Source organism: Streptomyces sp. NPDC001231, assembly GCF_042896885.1.
Classification (GTDB): Bacteria; Actinomycetota; Actinomycetes; order Streptomycetales; family Streptomycetaceae; genus Streptomyces.
The window spans coordinates 40,953-60,339 of record NZ_JBIAXS010000044.1 but is presented as its reverse complement, the minus strand read 5'-3'; the positions used below and the strand labels follow the sequence as shown (position 1 = coordinate 60,339).

General features: G+C 68.8%; 11 protein-coding genes and 4 pseudogenes. 4 read left to right on the top strand and 11 right to left on the bottom strand.

Annotation, left to right across the window (positions count from 1 at the left end; translation table 11 throughout):
• Positions 1-80: 80 nt before the first annotated feature.
• The 3 genes from ACFY3J_RS35725 to ACFY3J_RS35715 all read right to left on the bottom strand — a co-directional run bounded on the left by ACFY3J_RS35725 (position 81) and on the right by ACFY3J_RS35715 (position 6,751).
• Positions 81-215 (bottom strand): hypothetical protein, encoded by a 135-nt coding sequence (locus tag ACFY3J_RS35725; protein WP_390842613.1) that lies wholly within the window; start codon positions 213-215, stop codon positions 81-83.
• Positions 212-832, bottom strand: coding sequence for a hypothetical protein (locus ACFY3J_RS35720; RefSeq protein WP_384187738.1), 621 nt, complete (start codon positions 830-832; stop codon positions 212-214). The genes ACFY3J_RS35725 and ACFY3J_RS35720 overlap by 4 nt, the downstream gene beginning before the upstream one ends.
• Before the next feature lie 207 nt (positions 833-1,039).
• Positions 1,040-6,751 carry a ThuA domain-containing protein gene (locus ACFY3J_RS35715; protein ID WP_390842612.1) on the bottom strand — a complete coding sequence of 1,904 codons (5,712 nt, stop codon included), beginning with the start codon at positions 6,749-6,751 and terminating at the stop codon, positions 1,040-1,042.
• Between the two features lie 692 nt (positions 6,752-7,443).
• Between ACFY3J_RS35715 and ACFY3J_RS35710 the strand changes: the two genes are divergently transcribed.
• Positions 7,444-8,652 (top strand): ROK family protein, encoded by a 1,209-nt coding sequence (locus tag ACFY3J_RS35710; protein WP_384187743.1) that lies wholly within the window; start codon positions 7,444-7,446, stop codon positions 8,650-8,652.
• Positions 8,653-9,183: 531 nt separating this feature from the next.
• On the opposite strand, the gene ACFY3J_RS35705 is transcribed toward ACFY3J_RS35710, so the two are convergent.
• The 5 genes and pseudogenes from ACFY3J_RS35705 to ACFY3J_RS35685 all read right to left on the bottom strand — a co-directional run bounded on the left by ACFY3J_RS35705 (position 9,184) and on the right by ACFY3J_RS35685 (position 13,779).
• Complete coding sequence (locus ACFY3J_RS35705) at positions 9,184-9,780, bottom strand: cysteine hydrolase family protein (protein WP_384187746.1); 597 nt, start codon at positions 9,778-9,780, stop codon at positions 9,184-9,186.
• Positions 9,777-11,279 carry an MFS transporter gene (locus ACFY3J_RS35700; RefSeq protein ID WP_390842611.1) on the bottom strand — a complete coding sequence of 501 codons (1,503 nt, stop codon included), beginning with the start codon at positions 11,277-11,279 and terminating at the stop codon, positions 9,777-9,779. Before ACFY3J_RS35700 ends, ACFY3J_RS35705 begins: the two co-directional genes overlap by 4 nt.
• Positions 11,276-11,776 carry a MarR family winged helix-turn-helix transcriptional regulator gene (locus tag ACFY3J_RS35695; RefSeq protein ID WP_384187760.1) on the bottom strand — a complete coding sequence of 167 codons (501 nt, stop codon included), beginning with the start codon at positions 11,774-11,776 and terminating at the stop codon, positions 11,276-11,278. Before ACFY3J_RS35695 ends, ACFY3J_RS35700 begins: the two co-directional genes overlap by 4 nt.
• A 270-nt stretch (positions 11,777-12,046) precedes the next feature.
• Positions 12,047-13,003 (bottom strand): annotated as a pseudogene (locus tag ACFY3J_RS35690) (MFS transporter); the annotation flags it as partial.
• A 143-nt stretch (positions 13,004-13,146) separates the two neighbouring features.
• Positions 13,147-13,779, bottom strand: coding sequence for a hypothetical protein (locus ACFY3J_RS35685; protein WP_384187754.1), 633 nt, complete (start codon positions 13,777-13,779; stop codon positions 13,147-13,149).
• Positions 13,780-13,813: 34 nt separating this feature from the next.
• Here ACFY3J_RS35685 and ACFY3J_RS35680 point away from each other — a divergent pair.
• Positions 13,814-14,512 (top strand): annotated as a pseudogene (locus tag ACFY3J_RS35680) (ISL3 family transposase); the annotation flags it as partial.
• A gap of 347 nt (positions 14,513-14,859) precedes the next feature.
• Here the strand turns inward: ACFY3J_RS35680 and ACFY3J_RS35675 are convergent.
• Positions 14,860-15,063: pseudogene (locus ACFY3J_RS35675) on the bottom strand (transposase); the annotation flags it as partial.
• Between the two features lie 138 nt (positions 15,064-15,201).
• Complete coding sequence (locus ACFY3J_RS35670; RefSeq protein ID WP_390842610.1) at positions 15,202-16,191, bottom strand: helix-turn-helix transcriptional regulator; 990 nt, start codon at positions 16,189-16,191, stop codon at positions 15,202-15,204.
• Between the two features lie 93 nt (positions 16,192-16,284).
• Here ACFY3J_RS35670 and ACFY3J_RS35665 point away from each other — a divergent pair, with 93 nt between their 5' ends.
• Both ACFY3J_RS35665 and ACFY3J_RS35660 read left to right on the top strand, forming a co-directional pair.
• On the top strand, positions 16,285-16,683 hold the full coding sequence (locus tag ACFY3J_RS35665) for a VOC family protein (protein ID WP_351018624.1): 399 nt from the start codon (positions 16,285-16,287) through the stop codon (positions 16,681-16,683).
• Between the two features lie 124 nt (positions 16,684-16,807).
• Positions 16,808-17,834 (top strand): annotated as a pseudogene (locus ACFY3J_RS35660) (IS481 family transposase).
• 22 nt (positions 17,835-17,856) lie between these two features.
• On the opposite strand, the gene ACFY3J_RS35655 reads toward ACFY3J_RS35660, so the two are convergent.
• On the bottom strand, positions 17,857-18,840 hold the full coding sequence (locus ACFY3J_RS35655) for a trypsin-like serine protease (protein ID WP_390842609.1): 984 nt from the start codon (positions 18,838-18,840) through the stop codon (positions 17,857-17,859).
• Positions 18,841-19,387 lie beyond the last annotated feature (547 nt).

The window sequence follows — 19,387 nt, the reverse complement described above, 5'->3', positions numbered from 1 at the left end:
TCCGAGTAGTCCTTCATCGCCATCGGCGGTGTTCTCGCTTCCTCCGGATCAAGCAGACCCAGTATCAGCGTGTCCACCATTCAGGGGGAGGCCCCATCCCCGGTCACTTCCAGCTTGATCGGGCCGCTATGGGCGGACGCCGCCGGTGCGCCGAGCAGCAGGACGGGCCCGGTGAACAGGACAGTCGTCGTGGCGTGCCTCCGTGTCATCTTCATGGTCCGTGGCTCCCTTCGGGTTCGTCGTCGGGGGTGAGTGCTCCGCTGCCGGGGGGTGCCGGCAAGAACACGTGCTGGTGTCCGAGGCCTGCGTCGGTGTTCGCGGCGTCGAGCGCCGTGGCCCCGGTCGACCAGGTGAAGATCGCGTCGGCGCGCTGCCGTACGGCGAGGGCCACCACGGTCTCGCGGGTGGAACCGGTCAGTGCCCGCGAGGTCGCGTATGTGTCGACGGTGGTGGCGATCTGGCGTACGGCGGAGGCAAGGCTCGACCTCGCCACGTTGGTAGCGGTCTCGCCGGAGGGTGGATCGGCGAAGGCCGCGACGGCTGCAGTGGCCGCATTCCGCCAACCCGCGACGTCGGCGGAGGTCACCGTAGCGGATCGGGTGCTGTCGTCAGCGGGCATGGCCCGGTCCAGGCCCTCGAGCACAGGGACGAGCCGGTCGCGGGTCGTACGGGCCAGCTCGGTCAGGGTCTTGATCTGCGTCTTGTCCCGCTGGGCGGCCTCGACGCGAATCCGGTCGGCCGTCCGCTCGGTCGAACTCGCCCGGGTTCCGGCGAACACCAGGCCTCCGACGAGAAGCGCGCCGAGCGTGAATGCGGCCGCGAGTGTGAGCACCCGACCTCGGGGCGATTTCCGGACCACCGTCGGTTCCCTGCGTCGGCTGATGATGCCCACCTCCTGATGAACGTTGGACGTATGTACTGATGGGAGCGGAATGGGGCGGGTGCCCCGCGACAGTTGTCGCGGGGCACCCTGGTTGGTTCAGCGGGGTGCCGGGGTTCCCTTCGGTCGCCCGGCACCTCTTCGGGTCGCGGCCGGTGGTCAGCCCTTCGGCGTGCCGCCGTACTGAATGATCAGTGCGTCGGCGTCGCGGAGGAGCGTGGCCCGGACCTGGTCGTCGGAGACGTTCTTGTCGTCGTTGACGAAGGCCTTGAACTTCTCCAGCTCATCGATGGTCTTGTCGTTGGACTTGTCCTTGTTCTCGGCGTCGATCGCGCCATCGAGCCTGCCGTGGAGCTTGTGGGCGCCCAGCGGGGTGAGCTTTCCGGTGCCTTCGAAGCGGTCGATCAGGCTCGCGATGTCGGCCGTCGAGGTGACGACGGTGAACTTCACGGTCTGCTCGGTCCGGTTGCCGGCCTTGTTGACGGCGGTGACGCTGAGCGTGTGCTTGCCCAGGCCGAGTTCGTGCAACGCCAGGACCGTGCCGGAGGTGAACGGCTTGCCGTCCAGCGTGCCGCTCACCGACGCGATCCCGGACCCGGAGTTGACGGCCTGCCAGCTGACGGCCAGGTCCTGGCTGTCGCCGTACTTCTCGCCGGCTGCCACGCCGGAGACAAACACGGTCGGTGCCTTCGTGTCGATCTTGGCCGTGACGGCCTTGGTGTCCTCCACATTCCCGGCCTTGTCGGTCGAGCGGTAGCGCAGCTCGTGCTGCCCCTCGCCCGTGATCGTGACCGTCGCGGTGTACGGCGTCCAGGGGCCGCCGTCCGTGGAGTACTCGGTCTTGGCCACGCCGGACGTCGCGTCCGTCGCGGTCAGCGTCACCGGCACCGCGCCGTTGTGCCACCCGTCGTCGTTCGCCGAGGCGATCTTCGCGGTGGTCATCGGCGCCGTCGCGTCCACCTTGACCGTGAAGGTCTTGGCGTCCTCGACGTTGCCGGCCTTGTCGGCCGAGCGGTAGGCCAGCGTGTGCGAGCCGTCTCCGTAGACGATGACCAGGCCGGTGTAGGCCGTCCAGTCGCCGCCGTCCAGCTTGTACTCGGTACGGTCGACGCCGCTGCCCTTGTCCTCGTCGGCGGCGGTCAGCGTGACTGTGACCGGACCGGTGAACCAGCCGCTGTCCGGCTGTGCCGGGTCGGTCTTCGCGGTCGTCACCGGCGGCGTCTTGTCCTGCTCGACCGCCGGGGTGAGGTGGAAGTAGTCGAACTTGGCCGTCTTCGACGCCGTCTGGTTGACGCCGAAGGCGTAGAGTCCGGCTCTCGCGTTCGCCGAGACGACGTCGTTTTTGACCGGCGTCGGGTTGCCGTTCGACGCGATTTCGGTCCACGTCTTGCCGTCGGCGGAGTAGTAGCCGTGGAAGGTGTCGCCTTCCTTCTTCAGTCGCAGCCAGGCCACGCCGCTGGTGAGGTTGCTGACCGCAGGCTGCGGGTTCTGGACCACGTCGCCGATCTCGCTGCGCAGTTCGAGCCGCCGGGCGACGGCCTCGCCGGGCTGGTTGTCGGTGACGAAGTCGAACTTCACGTAGTTGGCGTCGTCCTTGTAGACGATCAGGCCGGCCTGCTGGTACCGCTCGTTGAAGGCGCTGCCGTCAACCTTGGTCTCCAGCGTCCAGTCGCCGGCCGGCGCCTTCTGCACGATGAAGTTCTTCGGGTTGCTGTTGTCGGTGCCGTAGATGTCTCCCTTGGAGGTGTCGATCTCCAGGTTGCCACCGGTCACCCGCACGGCCGAGGGGTCGTGGCGCACGATCGAGTCCCAGCGGCACTGGTCGAGCGTGGTGCCGTCGAACTCGTCGTTCGGACCCGGCTTGGTCGCCGTGTCGTCGGGGGTGATGTGGAACCAGTCGAAGTGGGCGGCGATCACCGGGCGGTTGCCGGTCCCGGCGATGGCGAACAGGCCGATCTTCGGGTTCTTGATCCCGGCGAGCGGCTTCGTCTCCGGCATCGCGGTGAAGTTGATGCCGTCCGCCGAGTAGTGAGCGGTCAGGTTGGTGCCGTCACTGATGAACCGCACGTACACGGTGTCGGGGTAGGCGTCCCCGAGCTGGGCCGTGTTACTGGCCGTCACCTCCTTGGGATCGCCGTTCTCCTCGCGGATGAACTGGAAGATACGGTTGGCGTGGTTGTCGGTGCCGCGGCCCTGCAGCACCATCTTGGCGTAGTTGTCGTCGTCGCCGTACAGGATCAGGCCCGCCTGCTGGTAGGCGTCGCGGGCATTGAGCGTGACCTTGGTGGTGGCCATCCAGGCACCTGACGGCGCCGGCTGCACGACGATGTTCGGCGAGCCGCTGTTGGATCCGTAGATATCGGTGTTCGACGTCGGGATGACGAGCTTGCCGTCCGCGACCTTGAGGTCCTGGTTCTCCCGGATGACCGACCAGCGGTCATGGTTGAGCTCAGTGCCCAGGAAGTCGTCGGAACGTCCGGTCAGGCAGAGCGTGTTCGACGCCTCCACCTTGATCGAAATCTCCTTGGTCGTCGCCGCGCCCTTGGCGTTGGTCACGGTGACCGAGGCGGTGTACGTTCCCGGCGCGCTGTAGGTGTAGCTCGCGTTCGCGGTCGTCGGCTGCGGGGCTCCCTTCACCCCGAAGTCCCACTTGTAGGTGAGCGGCAGGTTGCCGTCGGGGTCGGTGGCCGAAGCGGTGAAGTCGACCTTCAGCGGCGCGGTGCCCGAGGTCGGGTTCGCCGACGCGGTCACCACCGGGCGCTGACTGTCGGTGACACCCTTGCCAATGAAGTCGACCCAGTTGGCATTGATCAAGAAGGCGTCGTCGCCCGCGCTCGCCGGCTTGCGCACGACGAAGTACAGCGGGCCGCTGTCGGTCGACGCGTTGGTCAGCTTCATCGTGACATCGACGTACTGCTGCCAGCCGCCGGTGCCCGTCACATCGGCCGTCCCGACCAGCTTCCCGTTCTCCGGGTCACCCTGCCGGACCTGCACAGTCCCGCCGGAGTTGTTGGAGGCCACCCGCAGCCGGATCGCGTCGATGTTGCTCAGGTTCACCGGGTCGAACGACCACCAGTCGCCGTCCCGGATGTACCCGATGTTCAGGCCGCCGCCCAGCGGGTCGCCGGTGGTCTCCGTCCGAATGCCATGGGCAGTGGTGGCCTTGCTGTCCGAGACCCGGCCGGTCGCCGAGAAGTGCTCGGCCTGCTTGTGCTTGGGCTGCAACACGACCTGACCCCGCCCGGTCAGCGGCTTGGCCCCGCCGGCGGCGCCGTGGTCGGTGTAGCTGGCCTCGATCGCATAGAAGAGGTTCTCGTCGGCGCCGTGCCCGCCCTCGTTGGTCTGCACGATGCCCTCGCAACCCTTGAGTTGGTCGAGGGGGTGACCGTGACCGTCATGGCCGAGGATCGCCTGGATCTGGACCTCGTTGCAGTTGATCTGGCCGTCCTCGGGGTCGGTGACGGTGACCTTGAACTTCACCTGGTCCCCGAAGTCGAAGAATCCGCCGTTCGGCGGCAGGTCCACCTTCACGGTGGGCCGGGTGTTGCCCGCTGTGATCGTCACACTGGCCTTGGCGGTCATGCCGTCGTCGTTGGTGACGGTCAGGACCGCGTTGTACTCGCCCGCCTTGGTGTAGGTGTGCGTGGGGTTGGCGTTGGTCGTGCCGTCCGTGCCGTCACCGAAGTCCCAGGCGTAAGTGAGCGCCTTGCCGTCGGGGTCCTTGGTCCCCTCACTGGAAAACTTCACGGCCAGCGGCAGCGGACCGTCGGTCTTGTCCGCCGAGGCGCGGGCGACCGGCGGCCGGTTGCCCTTGACGTACTCGATCCGGTAGACGCCCGAGTCGGCGTTGTCACCGCCGAACCCGGACCCCCACTCGATCAGGTACAGCGCACCGTCAGGGCCGAACTTGATATCCATGGGCCGCTTGAAGCTCATGGACTTGAGAATTTGGTTGATCTTGACGAGCTTGGTGGTGTCCTCATTCAGCTGGAACGAGAACATCTTGTTGGTGTTCCACTCGCCGAAGATCGCCTTGCCGTCCCAGTACGCCGGCCACTTGACGTCCGACTTCAGGTCCGCGTCATACCGGTAGACCGGGCCCGCCATCGGCGCGCCGCCCTGCAGTTCGGGGAACTGGTTCGGGTCGGTGTTGTAGTGGTACCAGACCGTTGCCGGGATCGCCGGCGGCAGGTTGGTCAGCCCGGTATTGTTGGGCGACTTGTTGACCGGGGCGGCGCAGTTGAACGCCGATCCGGACTTCTTGGTGGCGAAGTCGTACTCGATGTATGGGTTGTTGGGACCGGTGCAGTACGGCCAGCCGTAGTTGCCCGGCTTGGTGATCAGGTTCCACTCCACCGTGTTCTCCGGACCCCGCGTGGCGCTCGGAGACCCGGCGTCAGGGCCGTAGTCGGCGACCATCGGATTCCCGGTCTTCGGGTCGAGGCCGATCCGGAAGGGGTTGCGGAAGCCCATGCTGTAGATCTCAGGCTTCGTCTTCGCCGTCCCCGGAGCGAACAGGTTGCCCGCCGGCACGCTGTAGGTGCCGTCCGCTTCGGGGTGGATCCGCAGCAGCTTGCCACTCAGGCTGTTGGTGTTGCCCGAGGTGCGCTGCGCGTCCCACGCCTCACGGCCCGGCTGCTCATCGATCGGGGTGTAGGCGTCCGAGGCGAACGGGTTGGTGTTGTCGCCCACAGCCAGCCACAGATCACCGGTCTTGCGATCCATCAGCATGCCGCCGCCGTGGTGACAGCACTCCGCCCGCTGCACCGGCACGTCGAGCATCTTCTTCTCACTCGACATGTCGAGCGTGTCTCCCGTGACCGTGAACCGGCTCAGCCGGTCCACGTTCTCGCCCACTGGGGAGTGGAACAGGTACACCCAGTGGTTGGTGTCGAAGTCACGGTCCAGCACCAGCCCGAGCAGCCCGCTCTCGTTGGCGGTGAACACGTTCAGGTGACCGGCCGTCACCGTGCCGCCAGTCGGCTTGACGACCCTGACGTCGCCCAGGCGGTCGATGTAGAAGACCCGGCCGTCCTTTGCGACGTCCAGCATCATCGGGTTCGACGTCTTGTTGTCGAGGGTGACCTTCTCGAAGCTGGCGCTCTGCGACGCCGCGCAGTCGGCCTTCACCACACCCGCGGCGGTCTTGATGCCGCCGAGGAGCATCTTCAGGAACTCCGGCTCGCTGAAGCTCTCCTTGGTGTGACCGAGCCCCGTGTACCACGACCGGCCGCCGTCGTAGTCCTGACACCACGTGGTCGGGTGGTCGATGCCCATCGTGCCGCCGTTGTAGGACTTCTCATCCATCGACTGCAGCACGTGCACGGTGCCACGCGGGTTGGCCTGGTAGTCATACCACTCGTCGTTGCGCTTCCACGATGTCGGCAGACCCTCGGTCGACGGGTGCGCCGGGTCCTCGACCTTGACGGTGGCGTTCTGGATCGCCGGGTGCGACTTGAAGTACCCGCCGACGAGCTTGCCGTACCACGGCCAGTTGTAACCGCCGTCGGAAGCGGCGTGGACGCCGGCGAAACCGCCGCCGTGCTGGATATAGCGCTGGAAGGCGTCCTTTTGGTCCTGCGTGCCCAGCGGGTCGCCGGTCGTGGACAAGAAGATGACGGCCTGGTACTGCGCCAGGTTTTCGTCGGTGAACGCCGCGCTGTCCTCGGTGGCGTCGACCGCGAAGTCCTGTTCCTGGCCGAGCTTCTGAATGGCTGCGACGCCGTCAGGGATCGAGTCGTGTCGGAATCCGGTGGTCTTGGAGAAGACGAGCACCTTGAAGGCAGGTGCCGCAGTGGCGGCGTGCGCCGGCGACGTCAGGGCCGCCGGGGCGACCAGCGACAGGATGGGAAGGACGAGGGCAAACGCCATCGTCGCGGCTATTCGGCGTAGGGTTCTATGTCTGTGGGCCACAGCCGTTCCTCTGGGGCTCGGGGGAATGTGGACTCATCGGGCGATTGCTGGTTGGGGTGCGCCGGGGTGCTGTCAGCGTCAGCGCCCCGCCCCACGTTCTGGGGGCGTCCGGCCGCACATGCCGGGCTGGGCCGGGACGGGGTCGGGGGTCCCCTCGTAATGCGGTACGGGGGGTCTCTTGCCGGGACTGAGGGACACCCTCAGTGGATGGCTCCTAGCCACTCGCGGTTGACGAGGCGAGCAATCGCAGGAGCTTCACGTGCATGGACGGCCCCTCCCTCTGCGGTCCGACATCGCCGGACCACGGTCCATCGGGCCTCGGCACATCGCCGCGGCCATGGATCTCACCGCCGTCGGCTGAAGCACGCCGGCCAGAACCTTGATCAGAATTGACTTTCCGAGGCACCGTTCCGCCCGAGCCGGCACTGCACTTCACCGGGAGTGTCTCCAGGTCAGCGCCATCGAGTGCTCGGGCCCCGGGGAACGTCTTGACGCCCTACACCCGCAACCGCGGCACGGTCACGTGGTCCCCCAAGGTGAGATCCATGTCCAGATTGGCTTTGTTTAGTCGCTGAACTTAGAGCGGGAATGTGGCAGTGTCAACACCTATGAAGGGTGGAGACTCGGCAGGACCCGGGAACAGAGAAGCCATGGCCAGTCCGGCCCGGCAAGAAAGCCTGCGGACCCGAAACCTGTCGCTGGTGCTCAACCAGATCGCCGGCGCGGCGGAACCGGTGTCGCGTGCCGACGTGGCAGCGGCGACCGGACTGACCAGGGCCACCGTCTCGACTCTGGTCGACGTCCTGATCGAGGGTGGTCTGGTCGGCGAACTGGAACCACGCAAGACCAGGCCGACGGGCCGCCCGGCGACCGGATTGGTACTCGCCGACGATCGAGCGGCCGGGCTCGGGCTGGAAATCAGCGTCGACTACATCGCAGCATGCGTCATCGACCTCGCCGGAGGAGTCCGTTACCAGGAGGTTGTACAACAGGACCAGCGGGGGCGGACCCCGCGCGAGGTGCTGAGCACCGTCGCCGACATGGCCGCGACCGCGATCACTGCCGCCGAGAGGCTGGACTTGACCGTGGCCGGTGCGGGCGTGGCCGTTCCCGGACTGGTCGACAAGGGGCTGCTGCGCCTGGCACCCAACCTCAGCTGGCGCGACGTCCACATCTCGTCCCTGCTCGCCCGGACCGGAGCTTTGGACGGGCTGGCGATCACGGTCGACAACGAGGCGAACTTCGCCGCGCTGGGCGAACTACGCATGGACCGGGGCGCCGCGCCCACCGATTTTCTGCATGTCTCGGGCGAGATCGGGGTGGGCGCCGGCATCGTCATGGGCGGTGCGCTGTTCCGTGGCGAGCACGGCTGGAGCGGCGAGATCGGGCACATGGCCATCGGGATGGACGGACCACCATGTCAGTGCGGCGCCCACGGCTGTCTGGAACAAGTGGCCGGCCAAGAGGCCATCTTGCGGGCCGCCGGACTCCCCCTGCGGGCCGCCACCTCAATGGGGGGACAGGCTACCGTCGGCCGCATCGTGCAGGCGGCCGAGGCGGGCCATTGGCAAACCCTGGCGGCGCTCAGGCGGGCCGGCCGCGCTCTCGGTATCACGATCGCCGGGGCCGTCAAACTCCTCGACATCGGCTGCGTCGTGCTCGGCGGCATCTACGCACCGCTGGGGCCCTGGATCCAGCCAGAGGTGCAGCGTGAGGTCGATCTTCGGGTGCTGTCCTCATCCTGGTCTCCGATCCGCGTCCGGATCTCGCTCGCGGGCACCGACGCCTCCGTGCTCGGGGCCGCGAGCTCGGTCATCCGGGCCATCATCGATGACCCGTCCACATGGTTGCGCAGATAGAAATCGAGCATTGACGGGAACCGCCGCCGCACGATGACAGAGTCGATTCGGAACCAGCCAGTCGATGTCCCCGGCCGCGTCCGCGCGGGACTGGATCTGCTTGGAAGGCTCGGGTGAACACGCCGTCCAGGGCGTGGCGGCGGAAGCGGGTGCACACCATCTGTCACGGCCCGTGGTTCGGCAGGCTTCCGCCCACACCCGCACTTTCAGGCGACGCCAGAACCACTCAAAGGCTCATGAACCGTCCTCCGTAACGTAGGCACTTCCAGGTCGCGGGGCCGACGATCCCGTCCCGCAGGCGGGCTGGGGTTCCTCGCCGGCGGGTACAAGACCGCACAGACACTCGCCGGGCAGATCCACACCATGCGCGCGGAAGGCGTCGCGTTCGGCGTCAATCTGTTCGTCCCCAACCGGTCCCGTGTCCGACGAGGCATACCGGCGCTACGCACGGGCGGTGCAGGTGGAGGCCAACCATTACGACGGTGGCCGCGACCGTGATGGACCAGGGGCGGGGCGAGCGGTAGAGCGAGCTCAGGCCGCCTTGAGCAGCTCAGCGAGTTGTGTGGTGTCGATGAGGTGGGCTCGTGACGGGAACACCTTGTCGACCAGGACGCGGTGGACCTCGGGGTCAGTGTCGGCGATGCCGTCGGTCAAGATGTAGACGCGGTAGTCGCGGTCGGCGGCGTCGATGAGGGTGGACAGGACGACGCCACTGGTGCTGATGCCGGAGAGGATCAGGGTGTCGATACCCCGGTCCCGCAGCTGCTCGTGGAGGTTGGTGGTCGAGCCGGCACCGAAGCGGATCTTGCGGACGACGATGTCGCCGTCGGCCGGGGCGATCCGGTCGTCGATCTGAGTCGTGGCGTCCTCGTGGTGCAATATCTTCGCCGCGGCGACGCCGCTGAAGGTCTTGTTGGTGGCGGGCACGGACGCCCAATCGTCTTCGGTGAAGGCGACGCGGACGTAACCGATGGTGCCGCCCGCGGCACGGACGTCGGCGATCGCGCTGGTGACGTGCCCGATGAGGGCGTCGGGCTCCGGGATGCTCGCGATGATCCCGTTCTGGAAGTCCATCGCCAGCAGCGCGGCACGCCGGGGGGCGAACTCGGGGAGGGCGGGGGTGGTCATGCGTGGTTCTCCTTGCGTGGGGTCATCGCCGCGTGGGCGGTGTCGGTCGGGGTGTCGGGGTGGTCCGGAACGTCGTCCGTCGCACCGTGCTTCTTCCGGCCCATCAGCCGGCGGTCGAGGGCGGTCAGCAGGAGCACGGCCGTACCCGCCAGGACCAGGACGAGGCCGAGGAAGTGCAGCCCCTGGTCGCTCGCGCCGTCACGGAAAACGATGCCGCCGATGACGGACGAGGTGATGGTGCCGAGGTAGCCGAAGGTCCGGAACAGGCCGGAGGCGGTGCCGATCTGGTCGGGCGGCGCCGCGAGATAAAGGGCGGTCTGGTTGCCGACCGTGGTCGCGGCGGAGGTGACGCCGAAGGCCAGGGAGACCAGGACGATCACGATCGCCGGGATGGCCGAGGTGAGCAGCATGATCCCTGCTGAGCCGACCAGCATGCTCAGGGCGGCGGCGAGCAGCGGCCCGCGCACCAGATTGCGACGGGCCAGCGGGTGCGACAGGAGCGCGGAGACGGCGCCCATCGGCAGCAGTAGGAGGCCCGCCTGCACCTCGGAGAAGCCGTGCGCGGCCTCCAGCCACTGCGTCATGCCGTACATCACGGAGTAGACGCCGAGGAGGGTGAGGGCCTGTCGCAGGTAGGTGCGTGCGAGGGCGCCATTGGCGGCAAGACCGCGGAAGTCGAAGAAGGGCGCACTCCTGCGCAGCTCCCACCAGACGGTCGGCGCGGCGGCCACGACGAAGACGGCGAACGCGATCCATTCGGGGTCCGGCAGGCCCATCAGGAAGACGACCAGCGCGGTCATGGAGGTGGCGAAGCCGAGGATGCCGAGGAGGTCGATCCGGTCGGCGACGGCGCGGAAGCTGCGGTCGGTCCGGTCGAGCGGCGGGTCCTTGGGGAGCCAGCGCGAGGTCATTACGAGGGCCATCGCGGTGACCGGGAGGTTGATGAGGAAGGCCAAGCGCCATCCTGCGGCGCCCACGAGCAGCCCGCCGATCGGCGGGCCGACGGCGGCGGTGGCCATGCCGGCGATGGCGAGGCCGCCGAGAACTCCGCCCGGCGGGGCGTCCATGGCGGCGTCCTCGGCGCGGCGCCGGATCATGACCATGGCGCAGGGGAACGCGGCCGAGGTGCCGATGCCGATCAGTACGCGGGCGGCAGTCAGCATCGCGAGGTTCTGGCCGAAGCCGCCGGTGGTGCCGCCGAGCAGGACGAGGACGATGCCGGAGAGGAAGATCCGTCGCGGGCCGAGCACTTCTGCCAGCTTGCCCGCGGTGGGTTGGGCGACGGCGCTGGCCAGGTAGAGCGAGGAGACCAGTACGGCGGTGCTGCCGATCGAGACGTTCAGGTCGGTGGCGATGGGGACCATGGCGGTCGCGATGATGGAGCTGTTGATCGGGTTGAGGGCCGAGCCCACATACAGGGGCGTGGTGAACGGCCAGGCGAACGGCTTGCGCCGCGGATCGCGGGTCGCAGTGTCGGCCCGTGCGGGGGCCGTACTCATCGGGTGCCGCCACTCCTGCCGCCGTCACCGGTGGGTTCCTGATCCAGGTCGGCCGAGGCCAGGCGCTCCAGCAGTTCGATGGCCTTGTCCAGGTCTTCGCGCTCGTCGGGGGCGACGAGCCGGTCGATGGCCCGCGTCAGAAAGTCGGCGCGGCCCGCGAGTAGCTTGTCGACGAGATCGGTCGCGGACGGATCGGGGCTCATCAGCTTCTTGCGGCCGTCCGCGGGGTCGGGCTGGCTGTTCACGAGTCCGGCGGCCTTGAGTACCGCGAGGCTCTGCGCGATGGACTGGGCGCTGACGTGCTCCAGGACGGCGAGCCGTGCGGCGGTGACGGGTCCTTCCCGTACCACGCTCGCCAGGACGGAGAGCTGTGTGGTCGTCAGGCCTATTGCGTGCTGCCCCGATTCCGCGCGCAGGCGGGCGCGCAGGCGTTTGATCGCGTCATTGAGGCGCTGCGCTGCCGCAGTGGAGGACTGCGGCGTGGGGTCTGTGTTCATGATGCAACGATAAAACTCCACAAGTAACTTGTCAAAGTTACTTGTGGAGTTTCGGGAGCGCAGTGCGGTGGCCGGTATCGCGGAGCGGCGCAAGTCGGCCTGTGGTCGGCGTCCCGGCCAATCCGTGACCGTGCCCGTGCGGCCCGCACGGAGAGCGGTCAGGGCCTGGACGGCACAGGCGATCAGCAGCAGGGCCAGCGGCCAGGACCAGGAGCCGGTGGCGTCGTGGAGGGTGCCCGCGCCCAAGGGGCCGAGGACGCCGATCAGATAGCCGGTGCCCTGGGCCATCGCGGACAGGGCCGCGGTGGTGGGGGCGTCCGGGGAACGCAGGGCGAAGAGGTTGAGGGCCAGGGCGAATCCGGCCCCCAGGCCGAGGCCCGGTACGGCGGCCGACGGCCAGATGAGGCCCGTCGGGGCGGCGAACACGCCGATCAGCCCCGCCCCGGTCAGAAAGGCCACCGTCACCCCCGCCGCCCGCTGGTCCGGGAGGTGGCGGCCGAAGGCGGCCAGGAGCCAGGCGCCCAGGACGCCCACCGCGTTGCACAGGGACAGCGCGAGGCCCGCTGAGACGGCGCTCGGACCGCGGTCCTGCCAGATGGTCGGCAGCGAGCCGAACACGGTGTACGACAGCAGCGCCTGGGCGCCGAAGATCACGGTCACCTGCCAGGCCAACGGGCTGCCCCACAGTCGTACGCGCCTCGCCTCACCGGTCGGCTCGGGTGGTTCGCGGTCCACCGCCCGGAGCACCACCGCGACCGTGACCAGCGCCACCGGTACGGCCAGGAGTAGCAGCGGGAGCCGCCAGGAGGATCCGGTCGCCTGTGCCAGCGGCACGGCCACCGCCGGGGCGCCCGCCGCGCCGAGGGTGAGCGCGCCCGAGTAGAACGCCGACACACGAGGTACGGAGCGCGGGAACCTCCGCTTGATCAGGCCCGGTATCAGTACGTTCGCGATCCCGATCGGGGCCGCCACCAGGACCGTGCCGACGAACAGCGCCGCCGCCGAGGAGTCCGACCGGATCAGTCCGCCCAGCGCGAGGACCAGGAGGGACAGCACCAGCAACGTACGGCCGGACCAGCGGCGTTGGAGCCGCCGCGCTGCGAACGCGAACAGGCCCAGACACAGCACGGGCAACGAGGTGAGGACCCCCACCGCCGTGTCGCCGAGCCCCAGGTCGTCGCGGAGGGGCGTGAGCAACGGGGAGACCGAGGTGAGCGGGGCTCGCAAGTTTAGGGCGAGCAGGGCGAGCGCAGCCGAGCAGGGGGCCGCCGACTGCCGCCTTCGGTGCGCAGGGTGCGGACGAACCTTCCGTGGCTACCGGGGAGTCGGGGGGCATGGTTCGCTCCGTTCCAGGGCGGGGGTCTCGAGTCTCACGCCGTACGCGGCCGCAGGCGGCCGGACGCGAGGACGGCCAGAGCGGCCGGCAGGCCCGTCGCCGCGAACACGCACAGCAGGGCCGCCCGCGTGGTCGAGCCATGGGCGTGCGCGATGGCAATGGCCGCGCCGCCGAGGCCGCTGATCAGGGCCGTGGCGAGGGTCTGGGCCAGTTGGAGGGCTGCGCTGACCGTGCCCTGCTGACCGGCGGCTGCCTGTTCCATCGTGTCGGTGGTGGCCGCGTTGAAGGCAATGCCCATGCCGAGGCCACCGACGGTCCACCCCAGCACGGCCAGCAGGGCGGGGATGGAGGGGACCAGCATCGCCCCGCCGGTGATCAGCACACCGGCGAGCAGGACGGCGCTGCCCAGCGCCACGCCCCGTACCTGTCTCCTGCCGCCCGCGGCGGCGGACGCGTCCCGCCGGGCCTGGAGTGCCGAGCCCACGACCCAGGCCAGCGCGCCCGCCGAGAGACCGAGACCCACCTGAGTAGCACTCAGGTCGCGGAGTTCGGTCAGACCCAGCGGGATGAACGCCTCGCTGCCGAAGTACACCGCGCACAGCAGCCCCCGTACGACGATGCCGGCGCCGATGCCCGGTCGTACGGACAGGGTTCCGGGCGGGGTCACCCGGCGCAGCGCGACCAGCGCGACGGCGACGCCCGCGGCCCGTGCCCTGCCCGACGCGGTGCAGGTCAGCGACCGATGGCACCTCTGGCGCAACCTGTGCGACAGGGTTCTGCTCGAGGTCCGGGCCCACGCCGGCTGCTGGGCCACCATCAACCCGCCCCGCCCCGGGCGGAGTGCGCGAGCAGACCACCCGCGAACGCTGGAACAAGGTTCACGATCTCCTCGGCCGGGGCGTCGGTCTGCTCGACTGCTCCCGCCGCCTGAACCTGGCCCCGAACACCGTCAAACGCTACGCCCGCATGCCCGAACCGCAGACCCGCGCATCGCCCCCGCCTACCGGCCGACCCTCGTCGACCCCTACCGCGACCATCTGCGCGCCCGCCGTGCGGCCGACCCCGCCATCCCCGTCACCCAACTGCTGCGGGAGATCCGAGAGCTGGGCTACACCGTCAGCGCCAACCTACTGGTCCGCTACCTCAATCAGGGCCGCGCCGAAGGCGACCACCGCGTCACCACCCCGCGTCACGCCCGCCGTCTCCTGCTCACCGATCCCGAGAATCTGCGCCCGAGGGGAGCGACCCTGTCGGAGAAGATCGCCGGGACCTGCCCGGAGATGACCGCACTCGCCGATCTCGTACGCGGCTTCGCCGTCCTGCTGAAACCGGCAGAGGGCAACGACGTCAAACTCACCGAGTGGATCACCACCGCCCGCGCCGTCGACCTGCCCCACGTCGGGGGCGGCCCCTACCCAGGGCGCGGAGTGCGGGGCCGCCCGAGCCCTGCGTCCTGTCAGCGCGGGGCACTACCCGAACGCTAAAACTTCGCGCGGCTGTAGCCGCGCATCGAGCCGTGTGCCGCCACCGTCAGCCCCGCCAACTCCGTCCGGGCTTGTTCCGCGGTCGGGAGGCCCGGCAGTGTGCCGGATTCGGCGGCCTCACCGCCTGGAGTGCCGGCGGGCGCGGACGGTTCGTCGCGGGCGCCGGCCCTTGTCCGGTAGGTGAGCACGCGGCCAACGCCAGCGCGGTCACGGCCGCCAAACCACTTTTCAGCCACCACTGCTGACGCCCCATGACCTGCCCTTTTGATCCGGCGGTGGCTGACGCGACGGCTCTTGCCCGATTCCCTCGTTACCGGGGCGCCTCCGGCGTAGGCCTTCAGGTCTCGGGCCGTGTCGAGTCGAGAGCGGTCGTCACCGATCTCCGCGGGTATCCGAGCACCGGTGAGCACGGCAAGTCCGGGGAAGCTCGTGATGATCTCCGCGTCGGGATGCTGCAGAAAGAGCTCTTCTCAAGTGCTTACAAACAGGGCGGATGAGGGTGGGCAGGACGCGGCAATGGGCAGCGGCCCTCTGGTCAGGGGGCCGCTTTTGGGCTGCGGCGGTTTCGCTTAGGTGTGCCATCTCATGACATTGGTTCCTCGCGGTCAGGCTTGGCGGGCGCAGGACGCGAGGCGATCGGCGAGCTCGATGACGAGGTCGCGCAGTTCAGCGGGGCGTTCGATGACGAACGGCCGGTCGAGTGAGGCGAGTACCGGAGGCAACCAGTCGAGCCGCTCCGCCCGCAGCTCGACGCGCAGCCAGCGCTCGGTTGCCCGGTCCTCGCCTGCCGTTGGCTCGTGCTCCTCCAGGCTCGCGACGCTGGCGGGAAGGTGGGCGCGGATCTGCTCGACCGTGCCGTGGATCCGCAAGGTCACCTCGTGCTGGTACTCAGCCGTGGCGAAGCCTGACAACACGCGCTGTGCCGGACCGGGACCTGTCGGCGCTTCGAATGAGCCGGGCAGGGTCCGCGCGTCTGCGATGCGATCGAGCCGGAAGGTTCGGTCCTCGCCGATCCGGGCGTCCTTGCCCGTGACGTACCACCGGCCCGAATGGGCGACGATCCCGTAGGCGTGCAGCGTGCGTTCGCTCCGCCGTCCGTCGCGGTCGGTGTAGCGGATCGAGACCGGTCGGCGGTGGCGCACCGCATCGGCGATGGTGAGCAGGACCCCGGCGTCCGGGGTGTCGAACTCTCCGGGCTGTTCCGTGAAGGCGAGGGATTCCAGGAGTGTGTCGAGCCGGCGGGCGATGTGCTTGGGCAGCACTCTCCGGATCTTCGCCGATGCCGTCTCGTTTGCCGTGTGTTGCGTCGTTGTCAGCCCTGCTCGGCGGCCGGCGACCAGGCCGAGGAGCACGGCCAGCGCCTCGTCGTCGCTGAGCATGAGCGGAGGCAAGCGGTACCCGGGGGCGAGCCGGTACCCGCCGTAGCGGCCGCGCACCGATTCCACGGGCACGTCGAGGTCGATCAGCTGGTCCACGTACCGCCGCACGGTGCGCCCTTCGACGCCGAGCCGGTCGGCGAGTTCGGCCACCGTCCGGGTGCCGCCCGACTGCAGCAGCTCCAGGAGTGTCAGCACGCGGCCGGTGGGTCGAGGCATGTTCGCAGCCTAACGCGAATACAGGACCGATTCTGTCCACTATTTCTCCTAGCCTGCGACGTGCACGCCTCCAGCACAGCCAAGGAGATCCCCATGGACTTCGTCTCGATCCGCATCATCACCAGCGACGTAGCGCGCCTCGTCGAGTTCTACGAGCGAGCCACAGGGGCGCGGGCGACGTGGGCCACCGAGGACTTCGCCGAACTCAAGACCGCGGGCGCCACCCTCGCGATCGCCGGCACCCGCACCGTCCCGCTGTTCGCCCCGGGCTCTGCCCGCCCGGCGGACAACCACAGTGTGATCACTGAGTTCCTCGTCGACGACGTGGACCGCGTTCACCAGAACCTGACCGGCTTCGTCACCGACTTCGTCAACGAGCCCACCACGATGCCCTGGGGCAACCGGTCGCTGCTGTTCCGCGACCCCGACGGCAACCTCGTCAACTTTTTCACCCCCGTCACCCCGGCGGCCATCGAAAAGTTCGCACGCTGACGCCACACACAGCCGCTCACGCGGGAGCCCTGAGACCCCAGGGCTCCCGGTGAACGCGGCCGCCGAGTCCAGGAGCGCCACCAGCAGGGGGCACGGGAGGCACCGCTGACCCCCCGAAGGACGTCTGCGCTTGTGTCTGCGGATCGACGCCGGACGTCCGATCGCGCACGTGGCTGCGGAAGCCGGGATCTCCCGCCGCTGCCGGGCCAAGTGGTACGCCCGCTGGCGGGCGCACGGTGAGAACGGACTGCTCGACCGCTCTTCCCGCCCCGCTACCAGCCCCGCCCGCACCCCCGAGGACATCGCTGGCCTGGTGGAGGCGCTGCGGCGGCAGACCAAGCACGGGCCGGCCCGGCTCGCCGCCGACCTGCAGCGGCTGCACGGCGTCACACTCGCGCCGGCGACCGTTCACCGCATCCTGGTGAGGCGAGGACTCGACCGGCTCCGGGACCTCGATCCACCGACTGGCGAGCAGCCGCGCGAGGTCATCCGCTACGAGCACGACCGGGTCGGCGACCTGGTCCACGTCGACGTCAAGAAGCTCGGACGTATCCCGACCGGCGGCGGCTGGCGGATGCACGGCGTCGGCACCGTCCGCCCGCGCCTCCAAACGCACCGGTCCCGGCACCGGCAAGGTCGGATACACGTACCTGCATTCGGCGCTCGACGACCACTCCCGGCTCGCCTACACCGAGGCCCTGGACGATGAGAAGGCCGTCACCGCGGTCGCCTTCCGGCACCGGGCCGTTGCCTTCTTCGCCGCCCACGGCATCACACCAATCCGCCGCTGCCTCACCGACAACGGCGCGTGCTACCGGTCTACAACCTGGGCTGACGCGCTCGCCGCGACCGGTACGAAGTACAAGCGGACCAGGCCGTACACGCCGCGCACGAACGGAAAGGTGGAGAGGTATAACGGGACGCTCTCCCGCGAGTGGGCATGCGTCCGCGACTACCCAACCGAGCGTGAACGACGCGTCGCGCTCGCGGAGTTCGTGAACTACTACGACCACGAGCGGCCGCATGCCGCGCTCGGCGGCCGACTGCCCATCAGCCGGACCGCCGGGAGCGACTACCGGATCGTCTTTGACCACCCGCCCGAACCACTCGCGGACATCCCGCAGCAGCTCACCTTCGAGGACTTCGTGTAACCAAGGTCCCGAGACACCACACTTAGGCGGCGCGGCGGGTCTTGCGGCGGCGTACTGCGACGGCGGTGCCGGCACCGGCGACGACCAGTGTGGCGGCCATACCGGCGATTGCCGCGGTGTTGTCGTTCGTACCGGTCTCGGCGAGGTCGGAGCCCATGGCCGCAGTCGACAGGGCGTGGTGGTTCTTCGGGGCGTGGTTGGTCTTCATGGTCTTGTTGATCCAGTCCGCGTAGGCGTGCGCGTTGGTGTAGAGGCCAGGACCCTCCGAGCACGGTACCTTCGGGGCACCGGGTCCCGAGGTGACGCCGATCAGTTCCCAGCGGCCGTTGCGGCCCTTCTGGACCTGCGGCCCGCCGGAGTCCCCGAAGCACGCCATGGCCTTGGGCACGGTGGTGATGGTGCACAGCCGGGTCTTGCCCGCGTAGCCCGGCGCGCACTCGGACTCAGCGCCCCTGCGGGTGTTCAGCTCCTGCAGCCGGTCCGGGAACTTGAGCTCGGTGTCGACGGTGGTGCCGAAGCCCAGGAGCCGGGTCGGCGTGCCAGGGCCCCCTACATGCTGGGCAATCTTGATGGGGTGCTGGGCGACCGGGCGGTCCAGGCGTATCAGCGCGAGGTCGTTGTTGTTGGCGGCCTTGCCCTCGCCGTTCACATAGCCGGGGTGGACGAAGATCCGGTCGATCTTTCGGACAGTGCCGCCGGACTTGCGGTGGTCGCTGCCGACGCGCACGATGCCGTCCAGCTCCAGGCCGTCACCCTTCACGCAGTGGGCCGCCGTCAGTACCCACTGCTGATCGATCAGCGACGCCCCGCAGGTCCCGTCGTTCAGACCGAGCGTGGGGGCCGACTCGGGGACGGTCGCCATGAACGGGTAGTGCTCGGTGGAGTCCGATCCGTTGACGATGGCTGAGGCGCTGCCGGCCATGACAGTGGCGCAGGCCGCAGCTGAGAGAACGCCGACGGCAGCGGTGCGGGCGGTACGGCGGCGCAGTGGTTTGAAGCTGTACACAGGTGGTTCCTTTTGTGCGGTGGATCCGTGCGCATTCAGCCTCGTTGTTTCGATGCCTGCCAGACCATCCGGGTAACGGGTCAGCCGATGGTATGGCCCTCTTCCCCTCCGTACTGGGGAAAACCCGAGGCCCGGAGTGTGACCGCAGATCAATCGCGAACCCTGCAACGACCTGGGCAAACGCGGACCCCCCACTCCCGACGGGGCGGGGCTCGGCTGCGCTTCGACGGCCCCGACTACGCCCGCTGCATGCCCAGCTTCCGTAGTGCGGTGCGTTGTTCGGGGGTGAGTTTGTGGTGTGGCGTAGCTGTCGCGTTTGCTTATGGATCTTGATTGCGACCTGCTGTTGTTCAGTTGTGCTGAGCGGTATGTCTGTTCCGCGGGGAGGTCTGCGCGGGGAGGTCTGCGCGGGGAGGTCTGCGCGGGGAGGTCTGCGCGGGGCTGAGGCGCCGGCGACGGGTGGTTGGTGGGCTGAGCTGGTTGTTTGTGCTGCGCGGTGAGCTGAGTGTGATGCCGGTTTTTGTGCAGGCGCGTGTAGGTAGGGGGA